Source organism: Inquilinus sp. Marseille-Q2685 (genome assembly GCF_916619195.1).
Taxonomy (GTDB): Bacteria; Pseudomonadota; Alphaproteobacteria; order DSM-16000; family Inquilinaceae; genus Inquilinus.
In genome coordinates, this window is record NZ_CAKAKL010000005.1 from 94,996 (window position 1) to 119,403 (window position 24,408).

Consider the following 24,408-nt stretch of genomic DNA (forward strand, 5'->3'; position numbering starts at 1 on the left):
CTGTCCTCCGACTCCCTGTTCGCATTCTACTCCGCTTCCAGCAATTCGTGCAGCACGCTGCCATTGCGGTTCAGCGCCTGGAAGTCGCCCCTCTCGACGATGCGGCCGTGCCGCATCACGACGATGTCGGCGAACTCCCGCGCCATGCTGGGCCGATGCACGCCCCAGATCAAGCCGCGGCCGTTCCGCAACTCGCGGATGGTGCGGTGGACCCGGCTCTGCGCCACCCCGTCGAGCGCCGAGGTGGCCTCGTTCAGCAGCAGGAGGTCGGCGTTCTTGAGCAGGGCGCGGCCGAGCCCGACCTTCTGCCGCTGCACCGCGGACAGCCGGCTGCCGGCGACGCCGACCGAGAAGTCGAGCCCGACCGCGATCACGCTGTCGCGCAGGTCGACCTCGTCGACCACGGTCTGGATCAGGGTCTGCACCCGCTCCGCCGCGTCCGGCCGGCCGTAGCGGATCTTGCCGAACAGGATGTTGTCCTGCAGCGACGCCGCCTCGTTGAACCGCTCGGCGTCGAAGAACTCGATGAAGGGGCGCAGATCCTCCGGCAGCTCGGCCGCGAACACCTTGCGGGCCTCGAGCAGCCGCTGCTGCAGGTCGGCCTCGAACACGCCCAGGCGGTGGCGGGACGGCACCAGCTTGAACGGCAGCGACAGGAGGCGGGTGCGGTCGGCCGGCCGCAGCGCCGCCGTGCCCTCCTTCTTCGCCCGCATCACGATCGGCTGGAACTCGGGCAGGTCCTCCGAACCGATGAAGCTGAACTGCTCGAAGAACTCGTGGCCGGGCGGCAGGTCGGCGAACAGCTCGACCATGGTCTCGGCCATCTGGGCGCCGACCTGGATGAACTCCTCCATCAGGCCCGTGCGCTGCAGCACCGACAGCACATACTCGTTCTCGGCCAGGGCGTCATAGGCGAAGACCGGCCCGACCGGGGTGCCGAACAGCAGGTTCTCGGCCACCGAGGCGGAGGTGTTGAAGCGGTCGGCGTCGTACAGCTCGACCAGGTCGCCGAGATCGGTCTCGGCCAGGGTCTTGCGCACCGACACCCGCGCCGCCAGCACCCGGTCGGCGATCTCCGGCGCCTTGTCCGCGTCGATCGTGCCGTTCAGCCCGATGCGGTAGACATCCTGCTCCATGTCGATCGCCTGCAGGATCTCCAGCGCCTTGTCCTGCAGCGCCTCCGGCCCGTCCGCCCCCGCCGCCTGGTAGTCGATCCAGTCGGCGTTGATGTCGAAATCGGTGTTGCCGGCCGCCTGCGCCTCGGACGCCCGCCGCGCCCGGCGGCGCTTGGCCGCGTCGTCGGGATACTGCGCCTCGCGCAGCGGCCGGTGCGACAGGCCATAATACAGGTTCTGGCGCAGCGTGCCGGTGAACATGTAGCTGTGGGCGCCGACATAGGCGATGCGGCGGCCGATCACCGCCTCGCTCAAGGTCTCGTAGTCGTGCTCGCCGAGCCGGATCTTGCCGCTGGTCGGCGAGATCAGCCGGGCCATCATCAGCATCAGCTCGTCCTTGCCGACCCCGGCGCCGACCACCGCGACATGGCCGTCGGTCGGGAACACGGCGGTCAGCCCCTCGATCACCGTCATGCCGCTGTCGTCGACCAGCGAGACGGCGGAGAAGCTGAGCTCCTTGGGCAGCGGACCGTCGATCGCCTGGTCGCCGGTGATCCGCTCCATCGGCAGCAGCTCGGGCGGCTGGAACTGCTCCACCACCTGCTCGTACTTGATCCGGATGTCGGCCTGGGTCTGGTAGTAGTCGAGCAGGTCCTTCCACGGCGCGGCCAGGTCCTTGTAGGCGGCCAGCACCGCCACCAGCGCGCCGAGCTGGATGTCGCCGCGGATCACCAGGTAACCGCCGATCGAGTAGAAGAAGAACGGCGTCAGCTGGTTGATGAAGTTGTTCAGGAACTTGATGAAGAACTTGCGGTTGTAGATCTCGAACCGGATGTCGTAGATCGTCCCCAGCCGGTCGGAGAAATCCGCCAGATGCACCGCGGTGGCGTCGTTGGCATGCATGTCGGTGATGCCCGAGACGGATTCGCCGATCCGGTCGGCCAGCTTGCGCACCGTGCGCACCCGCTCCTTGCCCAGCTGGTTCACGCGCTTCTGCAGCCGCGGGATCAGCCAGCCCTGCAGCGGGTACAGCGACACCGCCGCCGCGCCCAGGATCGGGTCCTGGACGAAGATGAAGTAGATGTAGACCAGGAGCGTCCCGGCCGACCAGATCGGCTGGACGAAGGCGTCGCCGATGAAGCCGCCCAACGGCTCGACCTCCGAGGTGATCATCGGGATCATCTCGCCCTGCGAGGTCTTGCGGAAATGCGGCAGCGGGAAGCGCAGGATCCGGCAGTACAGCTCGTAGCGCAGCCGGCGCAGCATGCGCTCGCCCAGCTTGCCCTTGTAGATGTTGATGTAGAGCTTGAAGCCGCCGTTGATGAACACCAGCGCCAGGAACAGGAACGACAGCAGCAGCAGGTATTCGATCCGGTCGAACTGGAATCCGAAGATCACCTTCGGGAAATCACCCGCCGCCTTGTCGTCGATGGCGCCGTTGACGATCTGCTTCGGCAGATCCAACGAATAATAGACAAAAGGAAACGAAATCAGCGTGACGATGAGGATATAGACCTGCTCGCGGCTGCTGTGCCGCAAGATGAACTTGAAGATGTTGGAATCCATCGCGATCCAGGTCCAGCCTCGCCGGGCACGGGCAGGACCATAGCGTGAACTTTGCATGGCGCAAAGCATGTGACGGCGGTCACGGCCCGTCGCGGTCGGACCACCTCATTCCCCAGGGGCGGCCCGGCCCGGCTCTCAGGCTTCGTCCAGGACGACGGTGCCGGACCCGGTCACGGCCCTGCCCCCGCAGGAAATGGCGTCACCGATCCGCCCGGCGGGGCGGCCGTTGATGAAGACCGTTGGCGACCCCGCCGCGAGTCGCCGATCGTGAGACGGCGCGGGGCAGCTCGGGCAGCCATGTGCGTCATAAGCATCTCCCACGCGCATCGCGGGCCGTCCGTCGACCGATACGTCCGGGCTGCCCTCGATCGCCGAGGTCGGCGGGAAGTGGCAGTCGTGGCCGGAGCCGATGTCGCCTTCGCGGATGAGTCCGGGCATGTCAGATACCGTCCGATGTGTCAGCGTGCAGCCGGCGAGTCAGAGGCCCAGCCGTCGGCCGATCCATTCGGCGGCCTCTCCCACGTTCCTGCCGGTCCAATTGATGGCTCCATCGAGATACTCGGATTCGGGGAGCGGAATATTGTCCCTGACCTGACGGCTGAGGGGGCCGCTGGCGTCCCGGCCGGTGTGGACGGCGTTCCAGGCGGCGCGGTCCATCGCGCCGGAGGCGAGCACGTTCGGGGTGCCGGTGCCCGTGTAGTCATGCGCGAAGTGAACGGACACCCGGTTGCCGAAGCTGTCGTCAGGGGTCCATTCCACCTCCAGCATCGTGCGGAACATGGCCACCGCCCGTCCGTTCGGGAGTTGGGTCGCCGCCGTGCCGATGCGGACGTGGCTCGCCAGGAACAGGACATTGCCGGAGCCGTCGATCAGGAAGCTCTCGCAATTGGGGAAGCCGTCGCCGGAGACCGAACAGGTCACCGTGGCCTTGCGATCGACCCGATTGATGCGCAGCATGACCTCGTTGGTCACGTCGAGATCGGGAACGACGCCGCTCCACCTGTCCTCGACGGTGACCGGGCTTCTGAGCTGGAGCGATCCGTCATCGCCTCGGGTGACCGGGCTCTGCACCCCGAACGGGATGAAGCTGCCGGAGTTGGTGTCGCGCCCGCCATCCGAGACCTGCCCGCCGAAGAAGCCATGCCCCAAATCCGTGTCCGAAAGGAAGAAGGCGAAGTTCTTGCCCGCATATTTCACCCGGACATTGACGCTCTGATCGCCGTCCACGCGGTAGGGGGTGATGCTTTTGGGATCTTCGGAATGGCGTGGCTTCTTCCTCGCCTGGGAATAGTCATTGCTCATATCGATCCCGACCTGCGCCAGCGCCCAATTCGCGCTCGGATCGGAACGGCATATCGCCCTGCGAAATTGGGCTGCCATCAAATCGATTTCGATAAAATGATCTATTCTGGATGTAGCGCTCAGGCTGGAGCTAAACCCCCTATTGTCGCCCTTGAATCCGAGCCCGCCGAGACCGAATGCCTCGTCAGGATGAAACGAGCGCGTGTAAAGAGTGAGCATGCTCATTTCCTCTGCTCGGCGGCTGCCGGCTTCTTGTAATGTATCGCCTCATAAACTTGCTCGTCCGTCGGCGACATGACCTGGGCGCCTTCGTAAACCGTTCTCTGAGGATTCATCCGTTCAATGCGGGGCTGGCTCGCACTGGCCGCACGACTATCGCCTTCGGAGGCTTCGGGACCATCGACGTGGATGACGGACACATCCTCGTCCTTGGCTGCGGGCCCTTCGCTCAGATCCCTTTGGCTGCCGACGAGAATCTGCTTCGTCCTGAGCGGCGGCTGAACGCCGCCGGCGCGATCCGACGCGACAAAGTTGTAGCCGTAGGTCCCATCCTCAGGGAACACGAATTCGACGATGCTGACCTTGGCTGAGGCCTCGACCCCGAACAGCCGGTCACCGCCGCGAAGCTCGTTGTGCTTGGGATTGCGGCGATCGTCCCTGGCCGGGTTCGGCCCTGGGGCGAGGCTCTCCCATTCCCGGCGGGATATCGGCGCCGCGACGACGATGACCGTACCACCCGTCTGGAGCAGAGGGGGAGCGACGTAGATCGTCAGTTGTGCTTTCATGACGCCATCCTTTCGGTCCTCGGCAAGAGAAAATCCGCCATTGAGCGCAGCATAAGCCGCGACCGCCACGGCTGCGGCAACTCCCAAGCCGATGAAGCCGACCGCCTTCATCGTCAATTCAGCTCGATGCGCGGCGCGGTGACCTTCATCTTCTGCTCTTCCTCCACGATCAGATTGGTCCCCTTCAACACGATCGTGCCGTCCGGCGTCATCCGCAACTCGGACTTGCCGCAACGGATCAGCACCTCCTGATGGGCTTCGAGCACCTTCCGCTTGGAGGCGATTTCATGGGAGTCCTCGCCGGCCGAGACCCGAACGGTGCCGCCGACCGTGGTGACCTGATCGAGCCCGACGGTGACGACGCTCGGCCCCCCGGTCGTGTGGAACGATCCGCCGATGGCGTTGAACGAGATGGCGGAGGAAGCGTTCACCGTATAGTTCCCGAAGCCGTTCATCAGCGGCAGCATGCTGTCGATGAAGTAGCCTGCCGAGCGCACGCCGAACACGTGCTGGGCCAGCGCCCCCCGCACCAGATCGCCGGCCGGCCCCGTGCCGACATTGACGCTCATGTTCTGGCCGACATTGTGGACGTCGGACCGCTGAACCTCACGCACCGACGCGCCCCCCACCGACTGGACGTGGTTGGCATCCACCCGCTCCGTCTTGTGATTCCGGATCTTTGTGGTGAAATCCTTCTGCGCGTGCAGATAGACGTCTTCGCGCCCCTTCTCATCCTCGAAGGTGAGTTCATTGAAGCCCGTGCCCTTGTGGGTGTTGGTGCGGAACACGGACTTCGTCTTGTTGGCCGGCAGCTCATAGGGGACATTCTTGTCCGGGTTCGGCACGACGCCGACCACCATCGGCTTGTCCGGGTCGCCCTCGTAATAGGCGACCAGCACCTCCATGCCGATGCGCGGGATGGTCTGCGCGCCCCAGCCGCGGCCGCCCCAGGGCTGGCTCACGCGCAGCCAGCAGCTGTCGCCGTCCCGGCCCTTGGCCCGCCGGTCCCAGGGGAAGCGCACCTGGATGCGGCCGTACGGGTCGGTGAAGATCTCCTCCCCCGGCGGCCCCACCACCACCGCCGACTGCACCCCGTCGATCCGCGGATGCGGCGTCCTCTGCTCCGGCACCCAGCGCGTCTTCGCCGGCACCACGGCGAAGCCGTTCTCGTAGGTCGGCGCCGACTGCCCGCCGGCCCCGACATAGGTGGTGTCCACCGCCCGGTGCCGCACCGCAGTCACAGCATACTCCCCGTTCTCCTCCGCCAGCGGATGGCCGTACAGGCGGAAGCGCCGGCCCGGATGGATGCGCCGGTTGCCGCTCGTCGCCTCGATCGTCTCGAACCCGGCCTCATGCGTCTCGATCCGCCGCCGGGTCACGTGGTCCGCCCGCTCCTTGTCCAGGAACCGGCCGCCCCAGCGGTACATCTCGAACGGCTCGCCGGTCGCGATCGGCGCCGTCGAGGGCTGGTCCCGCAGCACCGGCGCGCTCGGCGTCTCGAAGTTCCACTCCGCCTCCGCCACCCGCCCCGGCTTGAAGGCGTAGTGCCGGGCCCAGCTTTTGACGTCGTTCAGGTCCGTCCCGGTCGAGGTGTAGCGGATCTCGGGCTCGGCCTCGTCCTCCGTCCAGGCATGGGCGCCGTCGGACACCACCAGCACTTGCCGCGCCCCGGCCCCGTCCTCCCCCGCCTCGTGCCGGAACCACCAGGCCCAGCCCTCCTCCTCCAGCAGGCGGAAGACGAAGGCGAGGTCGGTCTCGTTGTACTGCACGCAATACGGCCGCACCGCCTTCGGCCCGGTCACGGCGCCGAAGTCCCAGTCGCGGATGCCGGCCTCCTGGAAGATCGTCTCCAGGATCTGCTGGGTGGTCTGGTTCTGGAAGATCCGGCAGTCGCTGGTGTGGCCGAACAGCCAGAGCCAGGGATGCACGACCAGGCTGTAGCTGCGCAGGCCGTCGCCGACCGGGTGCCCGACCTCCAGCGCCCCGACCACGCCGGACCACCACCGCCGCTCGCCACCCGGCAGCTCCAGGCTCCAGGAGACCGGCCGGCCGACCAGCTCGTCCGCCTTGACGTCCGTCCGCTTCGACCGCACCCGCAGCCGGAAGGAGAAGAGCTCGCAGACCTCCTCCACCCCCTCCATCGCCTCGAGCAGGAACACATCCTCCCCGAGCGGCGTCCGGATCGCCAGCAGGCGGCCCGACTGGGTCAGAGAACCGACGTAATCGTAAGGCGACATGGGCAGATCTTCTCGCGGCTCCATCCCGGCCGAGACAGCCCGCCCCTTTGTTGGGACAGGCCTCCCAGCAAACCGCATCATAACCAGGGATGACACCGTCGATCACCTCGATTCGGTTAAATTCCTAGGCGGCGTGAATCGCCCAATGTTTTGGAGAATCGGCGGACCGGCGTCGCGGGTGACGGGTCGGAAGCCTTCGTGCTAAAAGCGCGCCGGGCGGCAGGGGCCGCCCGTGTCGGCCCGTCCCGGGTCTCCAGGCGGCAAGGCTGCATGGCGAAGCGCACCGCTCAGGCCAGGATCCTGATCTACAGCCACGACAGCTTCGGGCTCGGCCATCTGCGCCGCTGCCGCACCATCGCGCACGCCCTGGTGGCGCGGCACAGCGACCTGTCGGTGATGATCCTGTCAGGCTCGCCGATCATCGGCAGCTTCGACTTCCGCAGCCGGGTCGACTTCGTCCGCATCCCCGGCGTGATCAAGCTGCGCAACGGCGACTACACCTCGCTGTCGCTGCACATCGACATCGAGGAGACGCTGGCGATGCGCGCCTCGATCATCGAGCACACCGCGGCGATCTTCGACCCCGACCTGTTCATCGTCGACAAGGAGCCGCTGGGCCTGCGCGGCGAGGTCAAGCAGACCCTGGAGATGCTGCGCGACCGCGGCACCCGCACCGTGCTGGGCCTGCGCGACGTGATGGACGAGCCGTCGCTTCTGGCCCCGGAATGGGAGCGCAAGAACGTCGTCCCGGCGCTGGAGCATCTGTACGACCAGCTCTGGATCTATGGCCTGCCGGAGATCTGCGACCCGCTGGCCGACATCGAGCTGCCGGATTCGGTGCGCGCCCGCATGACCTACACCGGCTATCTGCGCCGGCGGGCCCCGACCAACGTTCCGGCCGAGGCGGCGCCGCTGCGCGACCCCTATATCCTGGTTACGCCCGGCGGCGGCGGCGACGGCGAGGACCTGGTCGACTGGGTGCTGTCGGCCTATGAGCTGGACCGGACCATGCCCTGCGCCGCGCTGATCGTGCTGGGCCCGTTCATGCAGCGCGAGCGCCAGGCCGAGTTCATGGCCCGGGCCGCCAGGCTGGACGATGTCGAGGTCATCACCTTCGACGCCCGGATCGAGCATCTGATGGTCCGCGCCGCCGGCGTCGTCGCCATGGGCGGCTACAACACCTTCTGCGAGATCCTGTCCTTCGACAAGCGGGCGCTGCTGGTGCCCCGGGTGCGGCCGCGGCTGGAGCAGCACATCCGGGCCTCGCGCGCCGCCGAACTCGGCCTGGTCAGCATGCTCGACCAGGACGGACCGGGGGATCCCGCGGTGATGGTGCGGGCGCTGCGGGCCCTGCCCGACCAGCCGCTGCCCTCGACCCGCTTCCCGCCCGGGCTGCTCGACGGGCTCGACGCCGTCGACCGGCTGGCGATGGACGCCATCGACCCGCCCGCCTCGATCCGCGCCACGGCCTGAGCATCCCATGACCGAGAGAGCGCAGAGCGACGGCCTGACCGCCATCGTGGTCAAGGGGTATCCGCGGCTGTCGGAGACCTTCATCGCGCAGGAGATCCTGGGCCTGCAGCAGCTTGGCCAGCGCCAGCTGATCGTGTCGCTGCGGCCCCCCACCGACCCCCGGGTGCACGAGCTGAACCGCCGCATCACCGCGCCGGTGCTGTACCTGCCGGAGTACCTGTACCAGGAGCAGCCGCGGGTGGCGGCGGCGCGCGACTGGGCCCGGCGCCAGCCGGGATACGCGGCCGCCTACGCCGCCTTCCGCCGCGACTACCGGCGCGACCCGACGCCGAACCGCTGGCGCCGTTTCGGCCAGGCCTGCGTGCTGGCGCGGGAGCTGCCGCCGGAGACGTCCTGGATCTACGTCCATTACCTGCACACCCCGGCCTCGGTCGGCCGCTACGCCGCGCTGATCCGCGGCCTGCCCTGGAGCGTCTCGGCCCACGCCAAGGACATCTGGACGACGCCGGACTGGGAGCTGCGCGAGAAGCTGGCCGAGGCCCGCTGGGCCGTCACCTGCACCGCGGTAAACCACGCCCATCTGGCGACGCTGGCGCCGGAGCCGGCGCGGGTGTCGCTGGTGCATCACGGCCTCGATTTCGGCCGCTTCCCCGACCCGATCGCCCGGCCCCGCCGCGACGGGCGCGACCCCAACGACCCGGTGCGGCTGATCTCGGTCGGCCGCGCGGTCGAGAAGAAGGGCTTCGACCGGCTGCTCGACGCCTTCGCGGTGCTGCCATCGGCCCAGGCCTGGCACTGGACCCATATCGGCGGCGGCGCGCTGCTGAAGGATCTGCGGGCCCAGGCGATGCGGCTCGGCCTCGCCGACCGGATCGAATGGCGCGGCGCCCAGACCCAGGATGCGGTGCTGGCGGCGCTGCTGGAGTCGGACCTGTTCGTGCTGACCGCGCGCATCGCCGCCGACGGCGACCGCGACGGGCTGCCGAACGTGCTGATGGAGGCGCAGGCCACCGGCCTGTGCTGCCTCGCGACGTCGGTCTCGGCGATCCCGGAGCTGATCCTGGACGGCGAGACCGGCGTGCTGGTGCCGCCGGACGACGTGCCGGCGGCGGCCGACGCGCTGTCCGGCCTGATCGCCGACCCGGCCCGCCGCGCCAGGCTGGGCGCCGCCGGGGCCGCGCGGGTGCGGCGCGATTTCGGCTTCGCCGCCGGCCTGGGCAAGCTGGCCCGCCGCTTCGGATTGCCGCAACCGGGATGAAGATCGCCTTCTACGCGCCGATGAAGCCGCCGGGCCATCCGGTGCCGTCCGGCGACCGGCGCATGGCGCGGCCGCTGATCGAGGCGCTGCGGCGCGGCGGGCACGAGGTCCGCCTGGCCAGCCGGCTGCGCAGCTGGGATCCCGGGGTTGACCCGGCCCGGCCGGCCCGGATCGAGGCGCTGGGCGCCCGCATCGCCGAACGGCTGATCCGGCGATGGCGGGGGGGCGACCGGCCCGACATCTGGTTCACCTACCACCTGTACCACAAGGCGCCGGACTGGCTGGGGCCGCCGGTGGCCGCGGCGCTCGGCATCCCCTATGTCGCCGCCGAGGCCTCGCATGCGCCGCGCCGGGCGGAGGGGCCCTGGGCGGCCGGACACCGGGCGGCGGAGGCGGCGATCCGCCGGGCGGCGGCGCTGGTCACCTTCAGCGACCGGGACGCGGCCGGACTGTCGGCCCTGGTGCCGGCGGAGCGCATCGTGCGGCTGCCGCCCTTCTTAGACGCCGCCCCCTTCGCCGCCCTGACCCGCCGGCCGGCCGACCCGCCGCGCCTGATCGCCATCGGCATGATGCGGGAGGGCGACAAGGAGCGGTCCTATGCCCTGCTGGCGGACGCGCTGCGGCGGCTCGGCGACCGGCCCTGGACTCTGACCGTGGTCGGCGATGGCCCGGCCCGGTCCCGGATCGAGCGGCTCTACGACCCGGCCCGCACCGTCTTCCGCGGCGCGGTGCCGCCCGAATCGCTGCCGGAGGTGATGGCCGAGACCGATCTCTTCGTCTGGCCCGCGATCAACGAGGCCTTCGGCATGGCGCTCCTGGAGGCGCAGGCGGCCGGCCTGCCGGCGGTGGCTGGCGCGGCGGGGGGCGAGAGCGGCGGCGTGGCCGCGATCCTGCGCGATGGCGGGACCGGGTTGCTGGTGCCGCCGGACAATGCCGGCGCCTTCGCCGATGCCGTCGCGGCCCTGCTGGACGACCCGGCCCGGCGCCGCGCCATGGGCGAGGCCGCCCGCGCCAATGTCCTGGCCCGACACGACATTGCCGCCGCCGCCGCGATCCTCGACCGCACCCTGGCGCGGGTCGCCGCCGGGCAGGTGCCGGCATGACCCGCCTCCTCGTCCTGCGCCACGCACCGACCGAGTGGAACGCCGGGCGCCGCATCCAGGGCCGGGCCGACATCCCGCTGTCGGAGGCCGGGCGCGCCGCGGCGGCGCAGTGGCGCCTGCCCGACTGGGTTGCCGGCTGGCAGGCGCTGGCCAGCCCGCTGTCCCGCGCCCTGGAGACGGCGCGGCTGCTCGGCCTCGACCCGGTACCGGAACCGGCGCTGACCGAGCTGGACTGGGGCGCCTGGGAGGGGCTGCGACTGTCCGACAAGACCCGGATCGACCCGGCGGAGCTGGCCCGGCGCGAGGCGCTGGGTCTGGATTTCCGCGCCCCCGGCGGCGAGTCCTACCGCGAGCTGCAGGCCCGGCTGGCGCCGCTGCTGCTGCGGCTGGCCGCCGCGGGGCGCGACACCGTGGCCGTTTGTCATCGCGGCGTCATCCTGGCGCTCTATGCCTGCGCCGCCGATTGGACCATGATCGGCGACGCGCCGGACGGGCTGCAGTGGGGCTGCGCACACCTGTTCCGGCTGGACGATTTGGGGGCGCCGGTGATCGAGCGGCTGAACATCGCTTTGGCAGCATGAAGGTCCTTTTCCACGTTCAGCATCTGCTCGGCATCGGCCATGTCCGGCGGGCCGCGGCGATCGCCCGTGCCCTGACCGAGGCCGGATTCGCCGTGACCGTGGCCCAGGGCGGTTTTTCCGTGCCGGGCACCGACTGGGGCGGCGCCGAGGTGGTGCCGCTGCCGCCGGTGCGGTCGGCCGACACCGGCTTCCGCACCCTGCTCGATGCCGAGGACAAGCCGATCGACACCGGCTGGAAGAAGCGCCGCGCCGCCGAGCTGCTGGCCCTGCTGGCCCGGACCAGGCCCGACATCCTGCTGGTCGAGACCTTCCCCTTCGGCCGCCGCGCCTTCGCCTTCGAGCTGGTGCCGATGCTGGAGATCGCGCGCCGCGCCAGCCCGCGGCCGCTGGTCGCCTGCTCGGTCCGCGACATCCTGGTGGACAAGAAGGACCCGGCCAAGGTCGAGGCCATGGCCGACACCGCGCTGGCCCTGTTCGACCTGGTGCTGGTCCACGGCGACCCGGCGGTGATCCCGTTCGAGGCCAGCTTCCCGCCCGCCCCGCGGGTGGCCGGGCTGATCCGCTACACCGGCTATGTCGGCGCGCCATCGACCCGGGAGGCGCCGCCCGGCGACGGCGTCGACGAGGTGATCGTCTCGGTCGGCGGCGGCGCGGTCGGTGCTGAGTTGCTGCGCACCGCCCTCGCCGCCCGCGCCCTTTCCGGCCAGAGCGAAGCGCGCTGGCGGCTGCTGGCCGGGCCGGACCTGCCCGCCGGCACCGTCGCCGAGCTGACCGCGGCGGCGCCGGAGGGGGTGATCGTCGAGCCGGCCCGGCCGGATTTCCCGAGCCTGCTGGCGCGCTGCCGCCTGTCGGTCAGCCAGGCCGGCTACAACACGGTGATGGATGTGGTGCGGGCCGGCTGCCGTGCCGTCTTCGTGCCCTTCGCGGCGGCCGGCGAGACCGAGCAGACCCGGCGGGCGGAGCTTCTGGCCGCCCGCGGCCATTGCCTCGTGGTGCCGGAGGCCGGGCTGACGCCGGAGCGGCTGGCCCGGGCGGTGGACGACGCCATGGCCGCGCCCCCGCCGCCGCGCGCGGCGCTGGCCCTGGACGGCGCCCGGACCGCGGCGGCCCTGCTGCGCGACGCCGCGGAGAGACGGAGCGCCGCGTGAGGAGGATGCCGGACCAGGACGTCAGGGATGCGGGGCTTGCCGGCCGGCTGCGGCCTGCGGCTATAGTGCCCCTTTCGTCCGGCCCCTTCCGATCCATGACCGCGCCCCCTGCCCCGCCCCTGCCCGATTCCTGGACCGAGCTGCGGGCCGAGCTGGACCGGTGGGCCGCTTCCGGCCGCCGCGCGACGTTCTGGTGGCGCGATGACGACGCGGTGGCGCCGAGCCCGGCGCTGGACAGGCTGTTGTCCCTGGCCGCGCGCCACGGCCGCTGGGTCGCGCTCGCGGTCATACCGGCCGGGGCCGAGCCGGCGCTGGCCGATCGCCTCGCCGGCACGCCCGCCGTGGTGATCCAGCATGGCTGGGCGCACCGGTCGCATGCGCCGGCGGGCGAGAAGAATGCCGAACTGGGCGACCATCGCCCGGCGGAGACCGTCCTGGCCGAGCTCGTCGCCGGCCGCGAGCGGCTGCAGGCGCTGTTCGGCGACCGATTCCGCCCGGTGCTGGCGCCGCCCTGGAACCGCATCGGCCCGGCGTTGCGCGCCCGGCTGGGCCAGGCCGGCCTCGACATCCTGTCCGGCTTCGGCGCCCGCGACGCGGCGCCCGGCCCGGCGCAGCTCAACACCCATGCCGATCCGATCGACTGGCGCGGCGGCCGCGGCTTCGCCGGCATCGACCGGGCGCTGGCGCCGATCCTGCGCCACTTGGCCGACCGCCGCGGCGGCGCCGCCGACCCGGAGGAGCCGACCGGCATCCTGACCCACCATCTGGCGCATGACGACGAAGGATGGATCTTCCTCGACGCCCTGTTCTCCCTGTTGAGTCGGCATCCGGCCGCGGCCTGGCCGGACCCCGACAGCCTGTTCGGAGCCCGGACATGACCGCCCACCGCTATGCCATGGCCGAGCTGGGAGGCGACTATGCGCGCGGCGGGGCCGGGCTGGCGCTGACGGCGCTGCCGCTGATCCTGCTGCCGATGCACTGGATCGTCGCCGTCGCCTTCGCCGCCGCGGCGCTGGTGTTCCTGGCCTTCCTGCTGCGCACCTGGCTGCGGCACCGGAGCGTGATCGAGGCCGACGACCAGGGCATCGTCGCCCACGGCCCGCTCGGCGTCCGCATCGCCTGGCGCGACCTGACGGGATTCCGGCTGCGCTACTTCTCGGTCCGGCGCGACCGCCAGCGCGGCTGGATGCAGCTGGACCTGCGCGGCGGCGGCCGGCGCCTCCGGGTTGAATCCACCATCAGCGGCTTCGACGAGATCGTGTCGCGGGCGCATGATGCGGCGGCGGCCAAGGGGCTGCCGATCGACGATTCGAGCCAGGCCAACCTGATGTCTCTCGGCGTCATCGCGCCCCAGGCCGGGCTGGCCGAGCGCTGGGGCGTTCGCCCAGCCGCCGATGGGCCCGAGGAATGAGGGCGCGGTGACCGACATCCTGCGCCTGCACGACCTGCGCATCGGCTTCGCCGTGCCCGGCGGCACGCTCGAAGCCGTGCGCGGCGTGTCGCTGCGGGTGCCGGCCGGCAAGACCGTCGCCGTGGTCGGCGAGAGCGGCTCCGGCAAGTCGGTGCTGGCCCAGTCGGTGATGGGCATCCTGCCCAGCAACGGCCGGGTCACCGGCGGCAGGATCCTGTTCAGCGACCCGGACAAGCCGGGCACGGTCGTCGACCTGGCGAAGCTGCCGCAGGAAAGCCCTGAATATCGCGACATCCGCGGCGGCCGGATCTCGATGATCTTCCAGGAGCCGATGACCTCGCTGTCGCCGCTGCACACGGTCGGCAACCAGATCGTCGAGGCGGTGCGGCTGCACCGGCCGGTCGGACCCGCCGAGGCGAGCGACCTGGCCCGCGAGATGCTGCGGCTGACGGGATTCCCCAACCCCGCCCGGGCGCTGAAGACCTATCCGTTCGAGCTGTCGGGTGGCCTGCGCCAGCGCGCCATGATCGCCATGGCGCTGGTCTGCCGCCCCGCGCTCCTGATTGCCGACGAGCCGACCACCGCGCTCGACGTCACCATCCAGGCCCAGATCCTGAAGCTGATGCTGGACCTGCAGGCCGAGCTGGGGATGGCGATCATGATCATCACCCACGACCTCGGCATCGTCGCCAACATCGCCGACGAGGTGGTGGTGATGTATCGCGGCGAGGTGATGGAATCCGGCCCGATCGGCCCGATCTTCACCGATCCCGGCCACCCCTATCTGAAGGCGCTGCTGCGGGCGGTGCCGCGCTTCGACATGGGGCATGAGCGGCTGATGCCGATCCGCGAGATCCGCCAGGCCGACGGCCACATGATGGGAACCGGCAAGAAGGCCTGGACCGAGGCGGCGGAGGCGGCCGGCCCGCTGCTCAAGGTCGAAGGCGTGTCGAAGACCTTCGCCATCCGCAACAGCGGCCTGTTCGGCGGCGGCCAGGAGGAGCGGATCAAGGCGGTCGACGACGTCTCCTTCGCCATCCGCCGGGGCGAGTGCCTGGGCCTCGTCGGCGAATCCGGCTGCGGCAAGACCACCCTGTCGAAGATCCTGATGCGGGCGCTGACGCCGGATGAGGGCAGCATCCGCTTCAACGACCACGGCAAGCCGGTCGACGTGCTGGATCTCGAGGGCGAGGATCTCAAGGCCTTCCGCCCGCGCATGCAGTTCATCTTCCAGGACCCGTTCAGCTCGCTGAACCCGCGGATGACGGTGTTCGACATCCTGACCGAGCCCCTGACCATCCACGGCATCGGCACCGCGGCCGAACGCAAGGCGATCGCCAAGGAGCTGATGGGGCTGGTCGGGCTCGACATCCGTCACCTGCAGCGCTATCCGCACAGCTTCTCCGGCGGCCAGCGCCAGCGCATCGGCATCGCCCGGGCGCTGGCGCTGCGCCCCGACCTGATCATCTGCGACGAGCCGGTCTCGGCGCTCGACGTCTCGATCCAGGCCCAGATCCTGAACCTGCTGAAGGACCTCAAGGACCGCCTCGGCCTGACCTATCTGTTCATCAGCCACAACCTGGCGGTGGTCGACTACATCGCCGACCGGATCATGGTGATGTGCCGCGGCCGGGTGGTGGAGATGGCGCCGCGCGCCTCGCTGTTCGCCCGGCCGGTGCATCCCTACACCAAGGCGCTGCTGGCCGCCGTGCCCGCCCCGGACCCGGCGCGTCGCCTGGATTTCGCGGCGCTGATGGGCGGCCGCGCCTCCGACCCCGGCGCGTGGCCCGCGCCCTTCACCCTGGGACCCGACCGGCCGGGGCGCCTGGTCGAGGTCGACAAGGGCCATTTCGTCCGCGCCACCGAAGCGCCGGCGCTGGAGCTGGTGGCGTCATGACCCGGTGGCTTGGCCTTCTCGCGATCCTCCTCGGCCTCGCCCCGGCCCTGCCCGCGGCGGCCGGCCCGGCGCTGGTCGAGACGCCGATGTATGTGCAGGACGTCGCCGCGGGCAAGCTGCCGCCGGTGGCGCAGCGCGTGCCGCAGGCGCCGTCGGTGGTCGACATGGCGGCGGAGGGCAAGCAGCCGGGCCGCCAGGGCGGCGAGATCGCCTGGATGGTCGCGCGATCCCGCGACATCCGGATCATGAACACCTACGCCTATGCCCGGCTGGTCGGCTACGGCCCCGACTTCAAGCTGCACCCGGACATCCTGCAGTCGGTCGATGTCGAGGGCGAGAAGGTGTTCACCCTGCATCTGCGGCCCGGCCACAGATGGTCCGACGGCCAGCCCTTCACCAGCGAGGATTTCCGCTTCTCCTGGGAGGACATGGAGCTGAACAAGGAGCTCTCGCCCTATGGCCCGGACACCCGGCTGCTGGTCGAGGGCGAGCCGCCGAAGGTCGAGTATCCGGATGCGCAGACCGTCCGCTTCTCCTGGTCCAGGCCGAATCCGGAGTTCCTGCCGGCGCTCGCCGGTCCCGCGCCGCTCTACCTGTTCGCACCGGCACACTACCTGAAGCAGTTCCACAAGGCATACGCCGACCCCAAGGCCCTGGAGGCGCTGGTCAAGGAGTCGGGCATGCGGAACTGGGTGGCGCTGTTCAACCTGCGCAGCAAGCTGATCGACGCCGCCAATCCTGACCTGCCGCAGCTGGAGCCCTGGGTGAACACCACCAAGGCGCCGGCCGACCGCTTCGTCTTCGTCCGCAACCCCTATTACCACCGGGTCGACAGCCAGGGCCGGCAGCTGCCCTATCTCGACCGGGTCATCGTCAATGTGGTCGAGGGCTCGCTGATCCCGGCCAAGGCCGGCGCCGGCGACGCCGACCTGCAGCAGCGCGGCCTGCGTTTCGACAATATCAGCTTCCTCAAGGCCGGCCAGGCCGCCGGCCAGTACAAGGTGCGGCTGTGGACCACGGCGCTGGGGTCCGAGGTCGCCCTCTATCCGAACATGAACTGCAACGACAGGGACTGGCGGGCGCTGAACCGGGACGTCCGCTTCCGCCGCGCCTTGTCGCTGGCGATCAACCGCGACGAGATCAACCAGGTGGTGTTCTTCGGCCTGGCCCGGCCGAGCCAGAACACGGTGCTGCCGGAATCGCCCTTCTACGACCCGGCGCTGGCGACGGAGTGGACCCAGTTCGACCTGGCCAAGGCCAACGCCCTGCTCGACGAGGCCGGCCTGTCGAAGCGCGACAGCGACGGCATCCGGCTGATGCCGAACGGCCGCCGGCTGGAGATCGTCATCGAAAGCAACGGCGAGCGCAGCCTCGAGGCCGACATCCTGCAGCTGATCCGGGACACATGGGCCAAGATCGGCGTCGCCCTCTACACCACGACATCGCAACGCGACGTGTTCCTGCAGCGGATCTTCTCCGGCGACGCGGTGATGTCCGTGTGGACCGGCATCGACAACGCGCTGGTGACGCCGACGACGGTGCCGTCGGGCCTGGCGCCGGTCGACCAGAACTGGCTGCAATACCCGAAATGGGGCCAGTACGAGCAGACCCGGGGGACCGCCGGGGAGAAGCCGGACGAGCCCTTCGCCGAACAGCTGATGGCGCTGTACGGCGAATGGCGCAGCACCGCCGACAAGGACCGTCGCGACGCCATCATCCGCGAGATGATCCGGATCCAGTCGGACCAGGTGACCTCGATCGGCACGGTGCAGGGCGTGCTGGCCCCGGTGGTGGTCAAGAACCGGCTGCACAACGTGCCGGAGAAGGGGATCCTGTCCTGGGACCCGGGCGCGCATTTCGGCATCTATCACCCCGACACGTTCTGGGTGGACCCATGATGGCGGGGACGGAGATGATCCGGGCGATGACGCCATGCTGAGCTACATCGCCCGGCGCATCCTGGTGATGATCCCGACTCTGCTCGCGATCAGCTTCATCAGCTTCGCCATCATCCAGCTGCCGCCTGGCGACTACCTGACCACCATGGTCAACGAGCTGCGCAGCCGCGGCGAGTCGCTGGACCCTAACCAGCTGCAGTTCCTGCGGCAGAACTACGGGCTCGACCAGCCCTTCCTGCTGCAGTACCTGGCCTGGCTGGGCAACGCGCTGCGCGGCGATTTCGGCTGGTCGTTCGAATACAACATGCCGGTGACCGCGGTGGTCGGCGACCGCATGTTCCTGACCATCCTTTTGACCTTCGCCACCACGCTGTTCATCTGGGTGGTGTCGTTCCCGATCGGGATCTATTCGGCGACCCACCAGTACAGCCTCGGCGACTACGGGCTGACCTTCCTGGGGTTCCTCGGCCTGGCGACGCCGAACTTCCTGCTGGCCCTGGTGCTGCTGTACCTCGCCAACCAGTGGTTCGGCATCTCGATCGGCGGGCTGATGGACCCGAAATACCTGGACCAGCCGATGAGCTGGGCCAAGTTCGTCTCGGTGCTGGGCCATCTCTGGGTGCCGGTGATCGTGATCGGCACCTCCGGCACCGCGGCGATGATCCGGCGGCTGCGCGCCAACCTGCTGGACGAGCTGCAGAAGCAGTACTACGTCACCGCCCTGGCCAAGGGCATGAAGCGGAACCGGGCACTGCTGAAATACCCGCTGCGCATGGCGCTGAACCCGTTCATCGCCGATATCGGCAACATCCTGCCGCATCTGATCTCCGGCGCCACCATCGTCTCGGTGGTGCTGAACCTGCCCACCGCCGGCCCGCTGCTGCTGTCGGCGCTGCAGAGTCAGGACATGTACCTCGCGGGCTCCTTCGTGCTGTGGCTGGCGGTTCTGACGGTGATCGGCACGCTGGTCTCGGACCTGGCGCTGGCGGCGCTCGATCCCCGCATCCGCCTGTCGGGAGGGGCCGTGAAGTGAGCGACGTTCCCCGCGAGCCCCGGCACTACGTCAACCCCGCGCCCTGGGACCCCTATCTCGAGGCGCCGCTGACGGCCCAGCAGGAGCGCTATTTCCTGGCCTCGCAATGGCGGATCATGTGGTGGAAGCTGAAGCGCCACCGCCTGGCCGCGATCTCCGGCGTGGTGCTGCTCCTGGCCTATCTCTCGATCCTGGTCAGCGAGGTCCTGGCGCCCTACGGCCTCGACAGCCGCCACACCGGCCACATCTACGCGCCGCCGCAGCAGGTGCGGTTCTTCCACGAGGGCAGCTTCGTCGGCCCCTTCGTCTACGGCTACCAGTATTCCCTCGACATGGAGTCGATGCGGCGGGTCTACACCGAGGACCGGTCGCAGCCGCAGAAGCTGCGCTTCTTCTGCCGCGGCGACGGCTATCGGTTCTGGGGGATGTTCGAGGCCGACTTCCACCTGGTCTGCCCGCCGGAGCGCGGCACCTTCTTCCTGCTCGGCACCGACCGGCTGGGCCGCGACATGCTGAGCCGCATCCTCTACGGCGCCCGGATCTCGCTGACCGTCGGCCTGCTCGGCATCACCGTCAGCTTCGTGCTGGGCATCGTCATCGGCGGCCTGGCCGGCTATTACGGCGGCTGGATCGACAACGTCGTCAACCGGCTGATCGAGGTGATCCAGAGCTTCCCGCAGCTGCCGCTGTGGATGGCGCTGTCGGCCGCGCTGCCGGTGACCTGGAGCCCGATCCTGGTGTTCATGGGCATCACCATCATCCTCGGCCTGGTGGAGTGGACCGGGCTGGCGCGGTCGGTGCGGTCGAAGCTGCTGGCCCTGCGCGAGGAGGATTTCTGCGTCGCCGCCCAGCTGATGGGTGCGCGGCCGCGGCGGATCATCTTCCGCCACCTGCTGCCGAGCTTCATGAGCCACCTGATCGCCTCGGCCACGCTGACCATCCCGGGCATGATCCTGGGCGAGACCGCTCTCAGCTTCCTCAATCTCGGCCTCCGACCCCCGGTCACCAGCTGGGGCGTGCTGCTGAACGAGGCGCAGAACATCAACGTCGTCGCGCTCTACCCCTGGCTCTTGATGCCTGTGCTGCCGGTGATCATCGTGGTGCTGGCCTTCCAGTTCTTCGGCGACGGCCTGCGCGACGCCGCGGACCCGTACCGGTAGGGTCGCCGCAGCGATCGGCGACGGGACGGCGTGAGGAGTGCGGCGAGGGGCGGAGCAGAGCCGTAATGCGTTACACTTCGATCAGTCCAAGCCGGGTCTCGATCCGATCGAGACGGTCGTGCACCCGATCAAAGCGGCCGCCGATCTCGGCGCGAAATTCCGCGCTCTCGCGCTCGATATGGGCGACATGCTGCTCGATGGCGGCCAGGCCGACACGCTGTTCCCGCTGCTCAGCGCGAATCTCGCCGAGCTGAGCTTGGATCGAGCGCAGGATTTCGACGACGAGATTGTCGGATTGGTCGGTCATGGCAGGCGCACCATAGCACGAATCAGCTGACCGTGCGGGCCCTCACAAGTAAGCCAGCGGCTGCGCCGCCTTCTCCAGCCACAGGCTGGTCTCGGGCGTGCCGTCGCGCAGCGGCAGCTGGCCGACCACCGTGGCCGCCACCTTCTCCGCCATCCGCGTCGCCGCATAGTGGCTGGCGAAGACCGGCTTGAAGCCGCCGGCGGTCAGCAACGGCGCCACCACCTGCTGCTCGTTGTAGCCGCGCCAGCCCCATTCGTCCGGATAGGGGTCGGGCAGGCAGATGTCGTGGATATGCACCAGCACGCCCGGCGGCAGGCAGGGCAGCACCTGGTTCATCAGGAAGTCCACATCGGTGCCGGGCATGGCGATGTGGCTGGAATCGATGAACAGGATGTCGCCTTCGGCCAGGTCGCGGTACGGCTCGGTCCCGGCCTCCTGCACCGTCTGCTCGAGATGGGTGATGCCGAGCTCGGCGATCGCCGCCCGCGGCGCGGGGTCGATGGCGGTGAACTCCAGCGCCAGGTCGCCGTCGACCGCCGCCCGGATCATGAAGCGGGTGGAGTGGCCGGAGCCGACCTCGACGATCCGGGCCGGCTGCCGCGCCCGCACCATGGCATAGGCCGCTGCGGCGTCGAGCCGGGCGAACCAGCCCTGGTCCCAGCGCGGCTGCGGCGGCGGCGATTCGCGCTCGGTGGCGCCGATCTTCAGGAGCGCGTCGCGATAGGAGTCGATGACGTCGAGCACGGCCTGGAACACCGGCTCGGAGGTGCGGAACAGCGCCTCGTGCCCGGCATAGGGCAGGAGCGTGTCCGGCACCTCGTCGGCGTAGCTGCAGGGGATGAAGAAGCCCTTCGGCTGGCGGCCGAACAGGGTGGCGAGGCCCAGGCGCCAGCGTCGCAGGCGGCGGCCGAAATCAGGGGGAACGGTGTTCGAGCTCAAGGGTGCAACGTCATGCCTTCATGCGCGACCAGCGTCCCGGGACGCCGGCGGTCGGCGGCATCCGCGATCCGGTCCAGGAACGCGTCATCGTGATTGGGATCGTGGTGGAACAGCACGACCCGGCCGACATCCGCCGCATCCGCGAGCTTGAGTGCCTCCTGCCAGGTCGAATGGCCCCAGCCGACAAATCTCGGATACTCCTCATCCGTGAACATGGCGTCATACACCATGATGTCGGCGCCGCGAACGAAATCGGCGATGACCTGGTCCACCCCGTCCGGCCGGTGCTCGGTGTCGGTGATGATGCAGATGCTCTTGCCCCCGACATCGATGCGGTAGCCGCAGGCGAGGTTCGGGTGGTTGAGCCAGCAGGTGTTGAGCGTGATGCCCGGGAAGGGCTCCATCGGGGTGCCGCAGTCGAAATCGTGATACTCGCAGTCCTGGAAGACGCCGATCGGCACCGGGAACAGCGGCGCCATCATCGTCTCGCACAACACCGAATAGATCGATTTGTTCTGCGGTTTCAGGTGGCCCGCCCAAAACCGCACCTTGCGGCCCTTGGCGTAGGCCGGCTTGAAGAACGGCACGCCGCAGACATGGTCCCAATGGGTGTGGGTGAAGAACACGTCGACATCCGGCCGCCCCTCCTCCATCAGCCGATGGCCGAGGTCGCGCAGGCCGGTGCCGCCGTCGATGACCAGCAGGTCGTCGCCGCGCCGGATCTCGATACAGCTCGTGTTCCCGCCGTAGCGCATGTTGCAGGAGGCCGGGCAGGCGATGCTGCCGCGAACACCCCAGAACCGGAGCATAAGGTCGCTCGTCTTCGCCATAGGCGCGTCAGTCTGACTCTCGGCGCGCGGGAAACCATCCGTCACGTCCGAGGACGCCGGCGGAGGAAACTGTCGCGCACCGAGTCGCACGAGTCGAGAAAAAAGGTTTTTTCGACATGTTGATGGTGAACCACGGCCAGCGCCCCGCGTCTGTGTCGCCCGTCACAGGATGCGCCGCCGGCTTCACTGCCCGTTCTCCTCGCCCGGCGCCGGGCCGCCCAGGGCATAGCCGCCAGGGACGGTCAGCAGCAGCGCCGGCCGCGCCGGGTCGGCCTCGATCTTGCGCCGCAGACGATAGATATGGGTCTCCACCGTGTGAGTGGCGACCCCTGAGGCGTAGCCCCAGACGGCGTCGAGCAGGGCGTCGCGCGACACCGTCGCGCCGTTCTGCCGCCGCAGATGGCGCAGGATCTCCGCCTCCTTGGCGGTCAAGCGGATCTCCCGGCCGTCGCCGGCATGGACCAGGCGCAGGCCGGTGGGGTCGAAGCGGTACGGTCCGAGATCCGGATCCGGCCGGGCCTGGCCGCGCCGCGCCAGGGCAGCCCGCAGGCTGGTCAGCAGCACGCCGATCCGGATCGGCGGGCGCAGCGTCGCATCGGCGTCGGCGAAGCGGTCGGCCCGGTCGCCGATGGCCAGGATCGGCCCGGCCAGTCCGGAAGAGCGCAGCCGGCCGCACAGCGTCTCCGGCGCCGGCCCACCGTCGTCCTCCGCCCCGTCGAGGATGGCATCATCGATGATCGCGGCGGCGAACTCGCCCCCGCTGGCCGCAGCCCGGGCGACGGCGGCCTCGGCGGCCGCCGCCACTGCCACCGCCGTGGGGACGAAATCGGCCGACGCCGCGAACTGCTCGCCCAGCAGCGCGCGCAGCGCGCTGTTGCCGCAGGCGAGAAGAAGCCGTTTTCTGACGTCGGGCGTGTCGGATGCGATGGCCATGGGCGGGCAATCTAGCACGGCCGGCGGAGATGGCGACCGAGAGGAGGCGAAGCGGTGGAGGTGGTGGTCTCGGCGGAGGGGTGGGTCGACTGGGGCGCCGGCCGGAGGCGCTGCGCCCTGGGCAAGGGCGGCGTGCGGGCGGACAAGCGCGAGGGCGACGGGGCGACGCCGGCCGGGCGGCTCCCGCTGCGCCGGGCCCTGTACCGGCCGGACCGCGGCCCCGCCCCCGCGACCTCCCTGCCCTGCGCCGCGATCGCTCCCGAGGACGGCTGGTGCGACGACCCGGCGGACCCGGCCTACAACCGGCCGGTCCGCCTGCCCCACCCCGCCCGGCACGAGCGGATGTGGCGGGACGATGCGCTGTACGACCTGGTGATCGTGATCGGCCACAACGACGGCCCGCCGGTGGCCGGCCTGGGCAGCGCCGTCTTCATCCATCTGGCGCGGCCGGACTGGGGCCCGACCGAGGGCTGCGTCGCCCTGTCCCGGGCCGACATGCTCGACCTCCTGGCCGCCGCCGCGCCCGGGGACACGCTGGTGGTCAGGGGGCCGGCGGCCGTTCCGGGCTGACCCGGGCGCCGAACAGGGCGGTGCCGACGCGGACATGGGTGGCGCCGTAGCGCACCGCCGTCTCGAAATCGTCGCTCATGCCCATGCTCAGCACCGGCAGGCCAAGCTTTCCGGCCAAGTCGGCCAGCAGCGCGAAATGCAGGGCCGGCGGTTCCTCGACCGGCGGGATGCACATCAGGCCGCGGATCGCGAGGCCGCATTCCTCGGTGCACAGGCGATAGAAAGCTTCGGCCTCGCGCGGCGCCACGCCGGCCTTCTGCGGCTCCTCGCCGGTGTTGACCTGGATCAGGCAGTCGAGCGTGCGGCCGGTCGCCGCCATCGCCTCGGCCAGGCTGCGCGCCAGCTTCGGCCGGTCGACCGTCTCGATCACGTCGAACAGCCGCACCGCGTCCTTGGCCTTGTTGGTCTGCAAGGGCCCGATCAGTCGCAGTTGCAGGTCCCGCCAGGCGGCGCGGCGCTCCGCCCAGCGGCGCTCGGCCTCCTGCACCCGGTTCTCGCCGAACACCCGCTGGCCGGCGGCGAGCGCGGCCTCGATGCGGTCCTCCGGCTGGACCTTGGAGACGGCCACAAGGGTGACCGCGGCGGGGTCCCGGCCGGCGGCCCGGGCAGCGGCCCCGATCCGCGATCGGAGCGAGGCGATGGAATCGGCGAGCGTCGTCATGCCGCGAGAATCCCGCACGACGAGGTCGGATTGCAACGCCCGCGGCACGGGCGCTGTCCGACGTCATGGCCGACGGCCTCGATCCGCGACCGGAGCCGGACGGCGGATCCGGCAGGTGTGACGACCGTCATACTGCGACAATCCGGCACAACGATGCGAGATTGCAACGCCCCGCTCCGCATCGTCGCCTGCACCGCGACC

The 24,408-nt window shown here is 69.9% G+C and carries 22 protein-coding genes; 12 read left to right on the plus strand and 10 right to left on the minus strand.

Annotated features, from left to right (window positions below; translation table 11 throughout):
* Positions 1 to 26: 26 nt before the first annotated feature.
* From LG391_RS22610 to LG391_RS22630, 5 genes are all read right to left on the minus strand, one after another.
* On the minus strand, positions 27 to 2,681 hold the full coding sequence (locus LG391_RS22610; RefSeq protein WP_225770306.1) for an ABC transporter transmembrane domain-containing protein: 2,655 nt from the start codon (positions 2,679 to 2,681) through the stop codon (positions 27 to 29).
* 135 nt (positions 2,682 to 2,816) lie between these two features.
* A complete protein-coding gene (locus tag LG391_RS22615) occupies positions 2,817 to 3,119 on the minus strand; it encodes a PAAR domain-containing protein (RefSeq protein WP_225770307.1) in 303 nt (100 codons plus the stop codon).
* Positions 3,120 to 3,158: 39 nt separating this feature from the next.
* Entirely contained in the window at positions 3,159 to 4,202 is a 1,044-nt protein-coding gene (locus LG391_RS22620; RefSeq protein ID WP_225770308.1) for a hypothetical protein, read from the minus strand.
* Positions 4,203 to 4,204: 2 nt separating this feature from the next.
* Entirely contained in the window at positions 4,205 to 4,879 is a 675-nt protein-coding gene (locus tag LG391_RS22625) for a hypothetical protein (RefSeq protein WP_225770309.1), read from the minus strand.
* 2 nt (positions 4,880 to 4,881) lie between these two features.
* Positions 4,882 to 7,005: a type VI secretion system Vgr family protein gene (locus tag LG391_RS22630; protein WP_225770310.1), complete on the minus strand. Its 2,124-nt coding sequence runs from the start codon at positions 7,003 to 7,005 to the stop codon at positions 4,882 to 4,884.
* Between the two features lie 270 nt (positions 7,006 to 7,275).
* Here LG391_RS22630 and LG391_RS22635 point away from each other — a divergent pair, with 270 nt between their 5' ends.
* The 11 genes from LG391_RS22635 (at position 7,276) to LG391_RS22685 (ending at position 19,967) form a co-directional block, all read left to right on the plus strand.
* Entirely contained in the window at positions 7,276 to 8,478 is a 1,203-nt protein-coding gene (locus tag LG391_RS22635; protein ID WP_225770311.1) for a glycosyltransferase family protein, read from the plus strand.
* 7 nt (positions 8,479 to 8,485) lie between these two features.
* Positions 8,486 to 9,736 (plus strand): glycosyltransferase family 4 protein, encoded by a 1,251-nt coding sequence (locus LG391_RS22640; protein WP_225770312.1) that lies wholly within the window; start codon positions 8,486 to 8,488, stop codon positions 9,734 to 9,736.
* A complete protein-coding gene (locus LG391_RS22645) occupies positions 9,733 to 10,839 on the plus strand; it encodes a glycosyltransferase family 4 protein (RefSeq protein ID WP_225770313.1) in 1,107 nt (368 codons plus the stop codon). Before LG391_RS22640 ends, LG391_RS22645 begins: the two co-directional genes overlap by 4 nt.
* Positions 10,836 to 11,420 (plus strand): histidine phosphatase family protein, encoded by a 585-nt coding sequence (locus tag LG391_RS22650; protein ID WP_225770314.1) that lies wholly within the window; start codon positions 10,836 to 10,838, stop codon positions 11,418 to 11,420. Before LG391_RS22645 ends, LG391_RS22650 begins: the two co-directional genes overlap by 4 nt.
* A complete protein-coding gene (locus LG391_RS22655; RefSeq protein ID WP_225770315.1) occupies positions 11,417 to 12,568 on the plus strand; it encodes a glycosyltransferase family protein in 1,152 nt (383 codons plus the stop codon). Before LG391_RS22650 ends, LG391_RS22655 begins: the two co-directional genes overlap by 4 nt.
* A 95-nt stretch (positions 12,569 to 12,663) precedes the next feature.
* Positions 12,664 to 13,446: a polysaccharide deacetylase family protein gene (locus tag LG391_RS22660; RefSeq protein WP_225770316.1), complete on the plus strand. Its 783-nt coding sequence runs from the start codon at positions 12,664 to 12,666 to the stop codon at positions 13,444 to 13,446.
* Positions 13,443 to 13,979: a hypothetical protein gene (locus LG391_RS22665; RefSeq protein WP_225770317.1), complete on the plus strand. Its 537-nt coding sequence runs from the start codon at positions 13,443 to 13,445 to the stop codon at positions 13,977 to 13,979. Before LG391_RS22660 ends, LG391_RS22665 begins: the two co-directional genes overlap by 4 nt.
* A gap of 7 nt (positions 13,980 to 13,986) precedes the next feature.
* A complete protein-coding gene (locus LG391_RS22670; protein WP_225770318.1) occupies positions 13,987 to 15,876 on the plus strand; it encodes an ABC transporter ATP-binding protein in 1,890 nt (629 codons plus the stop codon).
* A complete protein-coding gene (locus tag LG391_RS22675; RefSeq protein ID WP_225770319.1) occupies positions 15,873 to 17,774 on the plus strand; it encodes an ABC transporter substrate-binding protein in 1,902 nt (633 codons plus the stop codon). Before LG391_RS22670 ends, LG391_RS22675 begins: the two co-directional genes overlap by 4 nt.
* Positions 17,775 to 17,808: 34 nt before the next feature.
* Positions 17,809 to 18,807 (plus strand): ABC transporter permease, encoded by a 999-nt coding sequence (locus tag LG391_RS22680; protein ID WP_225770320.1) that lies wholly within the window; start codon positions 17,809 to 17,811, stop codon positions 18,805 to 18,807.
* Positions 18,804 to 19,967 carry an ABC transporter permease gene (locus LG391_RS22685; RefSeq protein WP_225770321.1) on the plus strand — a complete coding sequence of 388 codons (1,164 nt, stop codon included), beginning with the start codon at positions 18,804 to 18,806 and terminating at the stop codon, positions 19,965 to 19,967. The genes LG391_RS22680 and LG391_RS22685 overlap by 4 nt, the downstream gene beginning before the upstream one ends.
* Positions 19,968 to 20,037: 70 nt before the next feature.
* On the opposite strand, the gene LG391_RS22690 is transcribed toward LG391_RS22685, so the two are convergent.
* The 4 genes from LG391_RS22690 to LG391_RS22705 all read right to left on the minus strand — a co-directional run bounded on the left by LG391_RS22690 (position 20,038) and on the right by LG391_RS22705 (position 22,976).
* Positions 20,038 to 20,274, minus strand: a complete 237-nt coding sequence (locus tag LG391_RS22690) for a hypothetical protein (RefSeq protein WP_225770322.1) — start codon at positions 20,272 to 20,274, stop codon at positions 20,038 to 20,040.
* Positions 20,275 to 20,316: 42 nt separating this feature from the next.
* Entirely contained in the window at positions 20,317 to 21,213 is an 897-nt protein-coding gene (locus LG391_RS22695) for a class I SAM-dependent methyltransferase (RefSeq protein ID WP_225770323.1), read from the minus strand.
* Positions 21,210 to 22,022, minus strand: a complete 813-nt coding sequence (locus LG391_RS22700) for an MBL fold metallo-hydrolase (RefSeq protein WP_225770324.1) — start codon at positions 22,020 to 22,022, stop codon at positions 21,210 to 21,212. Before LG391_RS22700 ends, LG391_RS22695 begins: the two co-directional genes overlap by 4 nt.
* 204 nt (positions 22,023 to 22,226) lie before the next feature.
* Entirely contained in the window at positions 22,227 to 22,976 is a 750-nt protein-coding gene (locus LG391_RS22705; protein WP_225770325.1) for a response regulator transcription factor, read from the minus strand.
* 54 nt (positions 22,977 to 23,030) lie between these two features.
* On the opposite strand from LG391_RS22705, the gene LG391_RS22710 reads away from it, so the two are divergent.
* Entirely contained in the window at positions 23,031 to 23,546 is a 516-nt protein-coding gene (locus LG391_RS22710) for a L,D-transpeptidase (RefSeq protein ID WP_225770326.1), read from the plus strand.
* Here the strand turns inward: LG391_RS22710 and LG391_RS22715 are convergent.
* A complete protein-coding gene (locus tag LG391_RS22715; protein WP_225770327.1) occupies positions 23,518 to 24,207 on the minus strand; it encodes a YggS family pyridoxal phosphate-dependent enzyme in 690 nt (229 codons plus the stop codon). The genes LG391_RS22710 and LG391_RS22715 overlap by 29 nt on opposite strands.
* Positions 24,208 to 24,408: the final 201 nt, after the last annotated feature.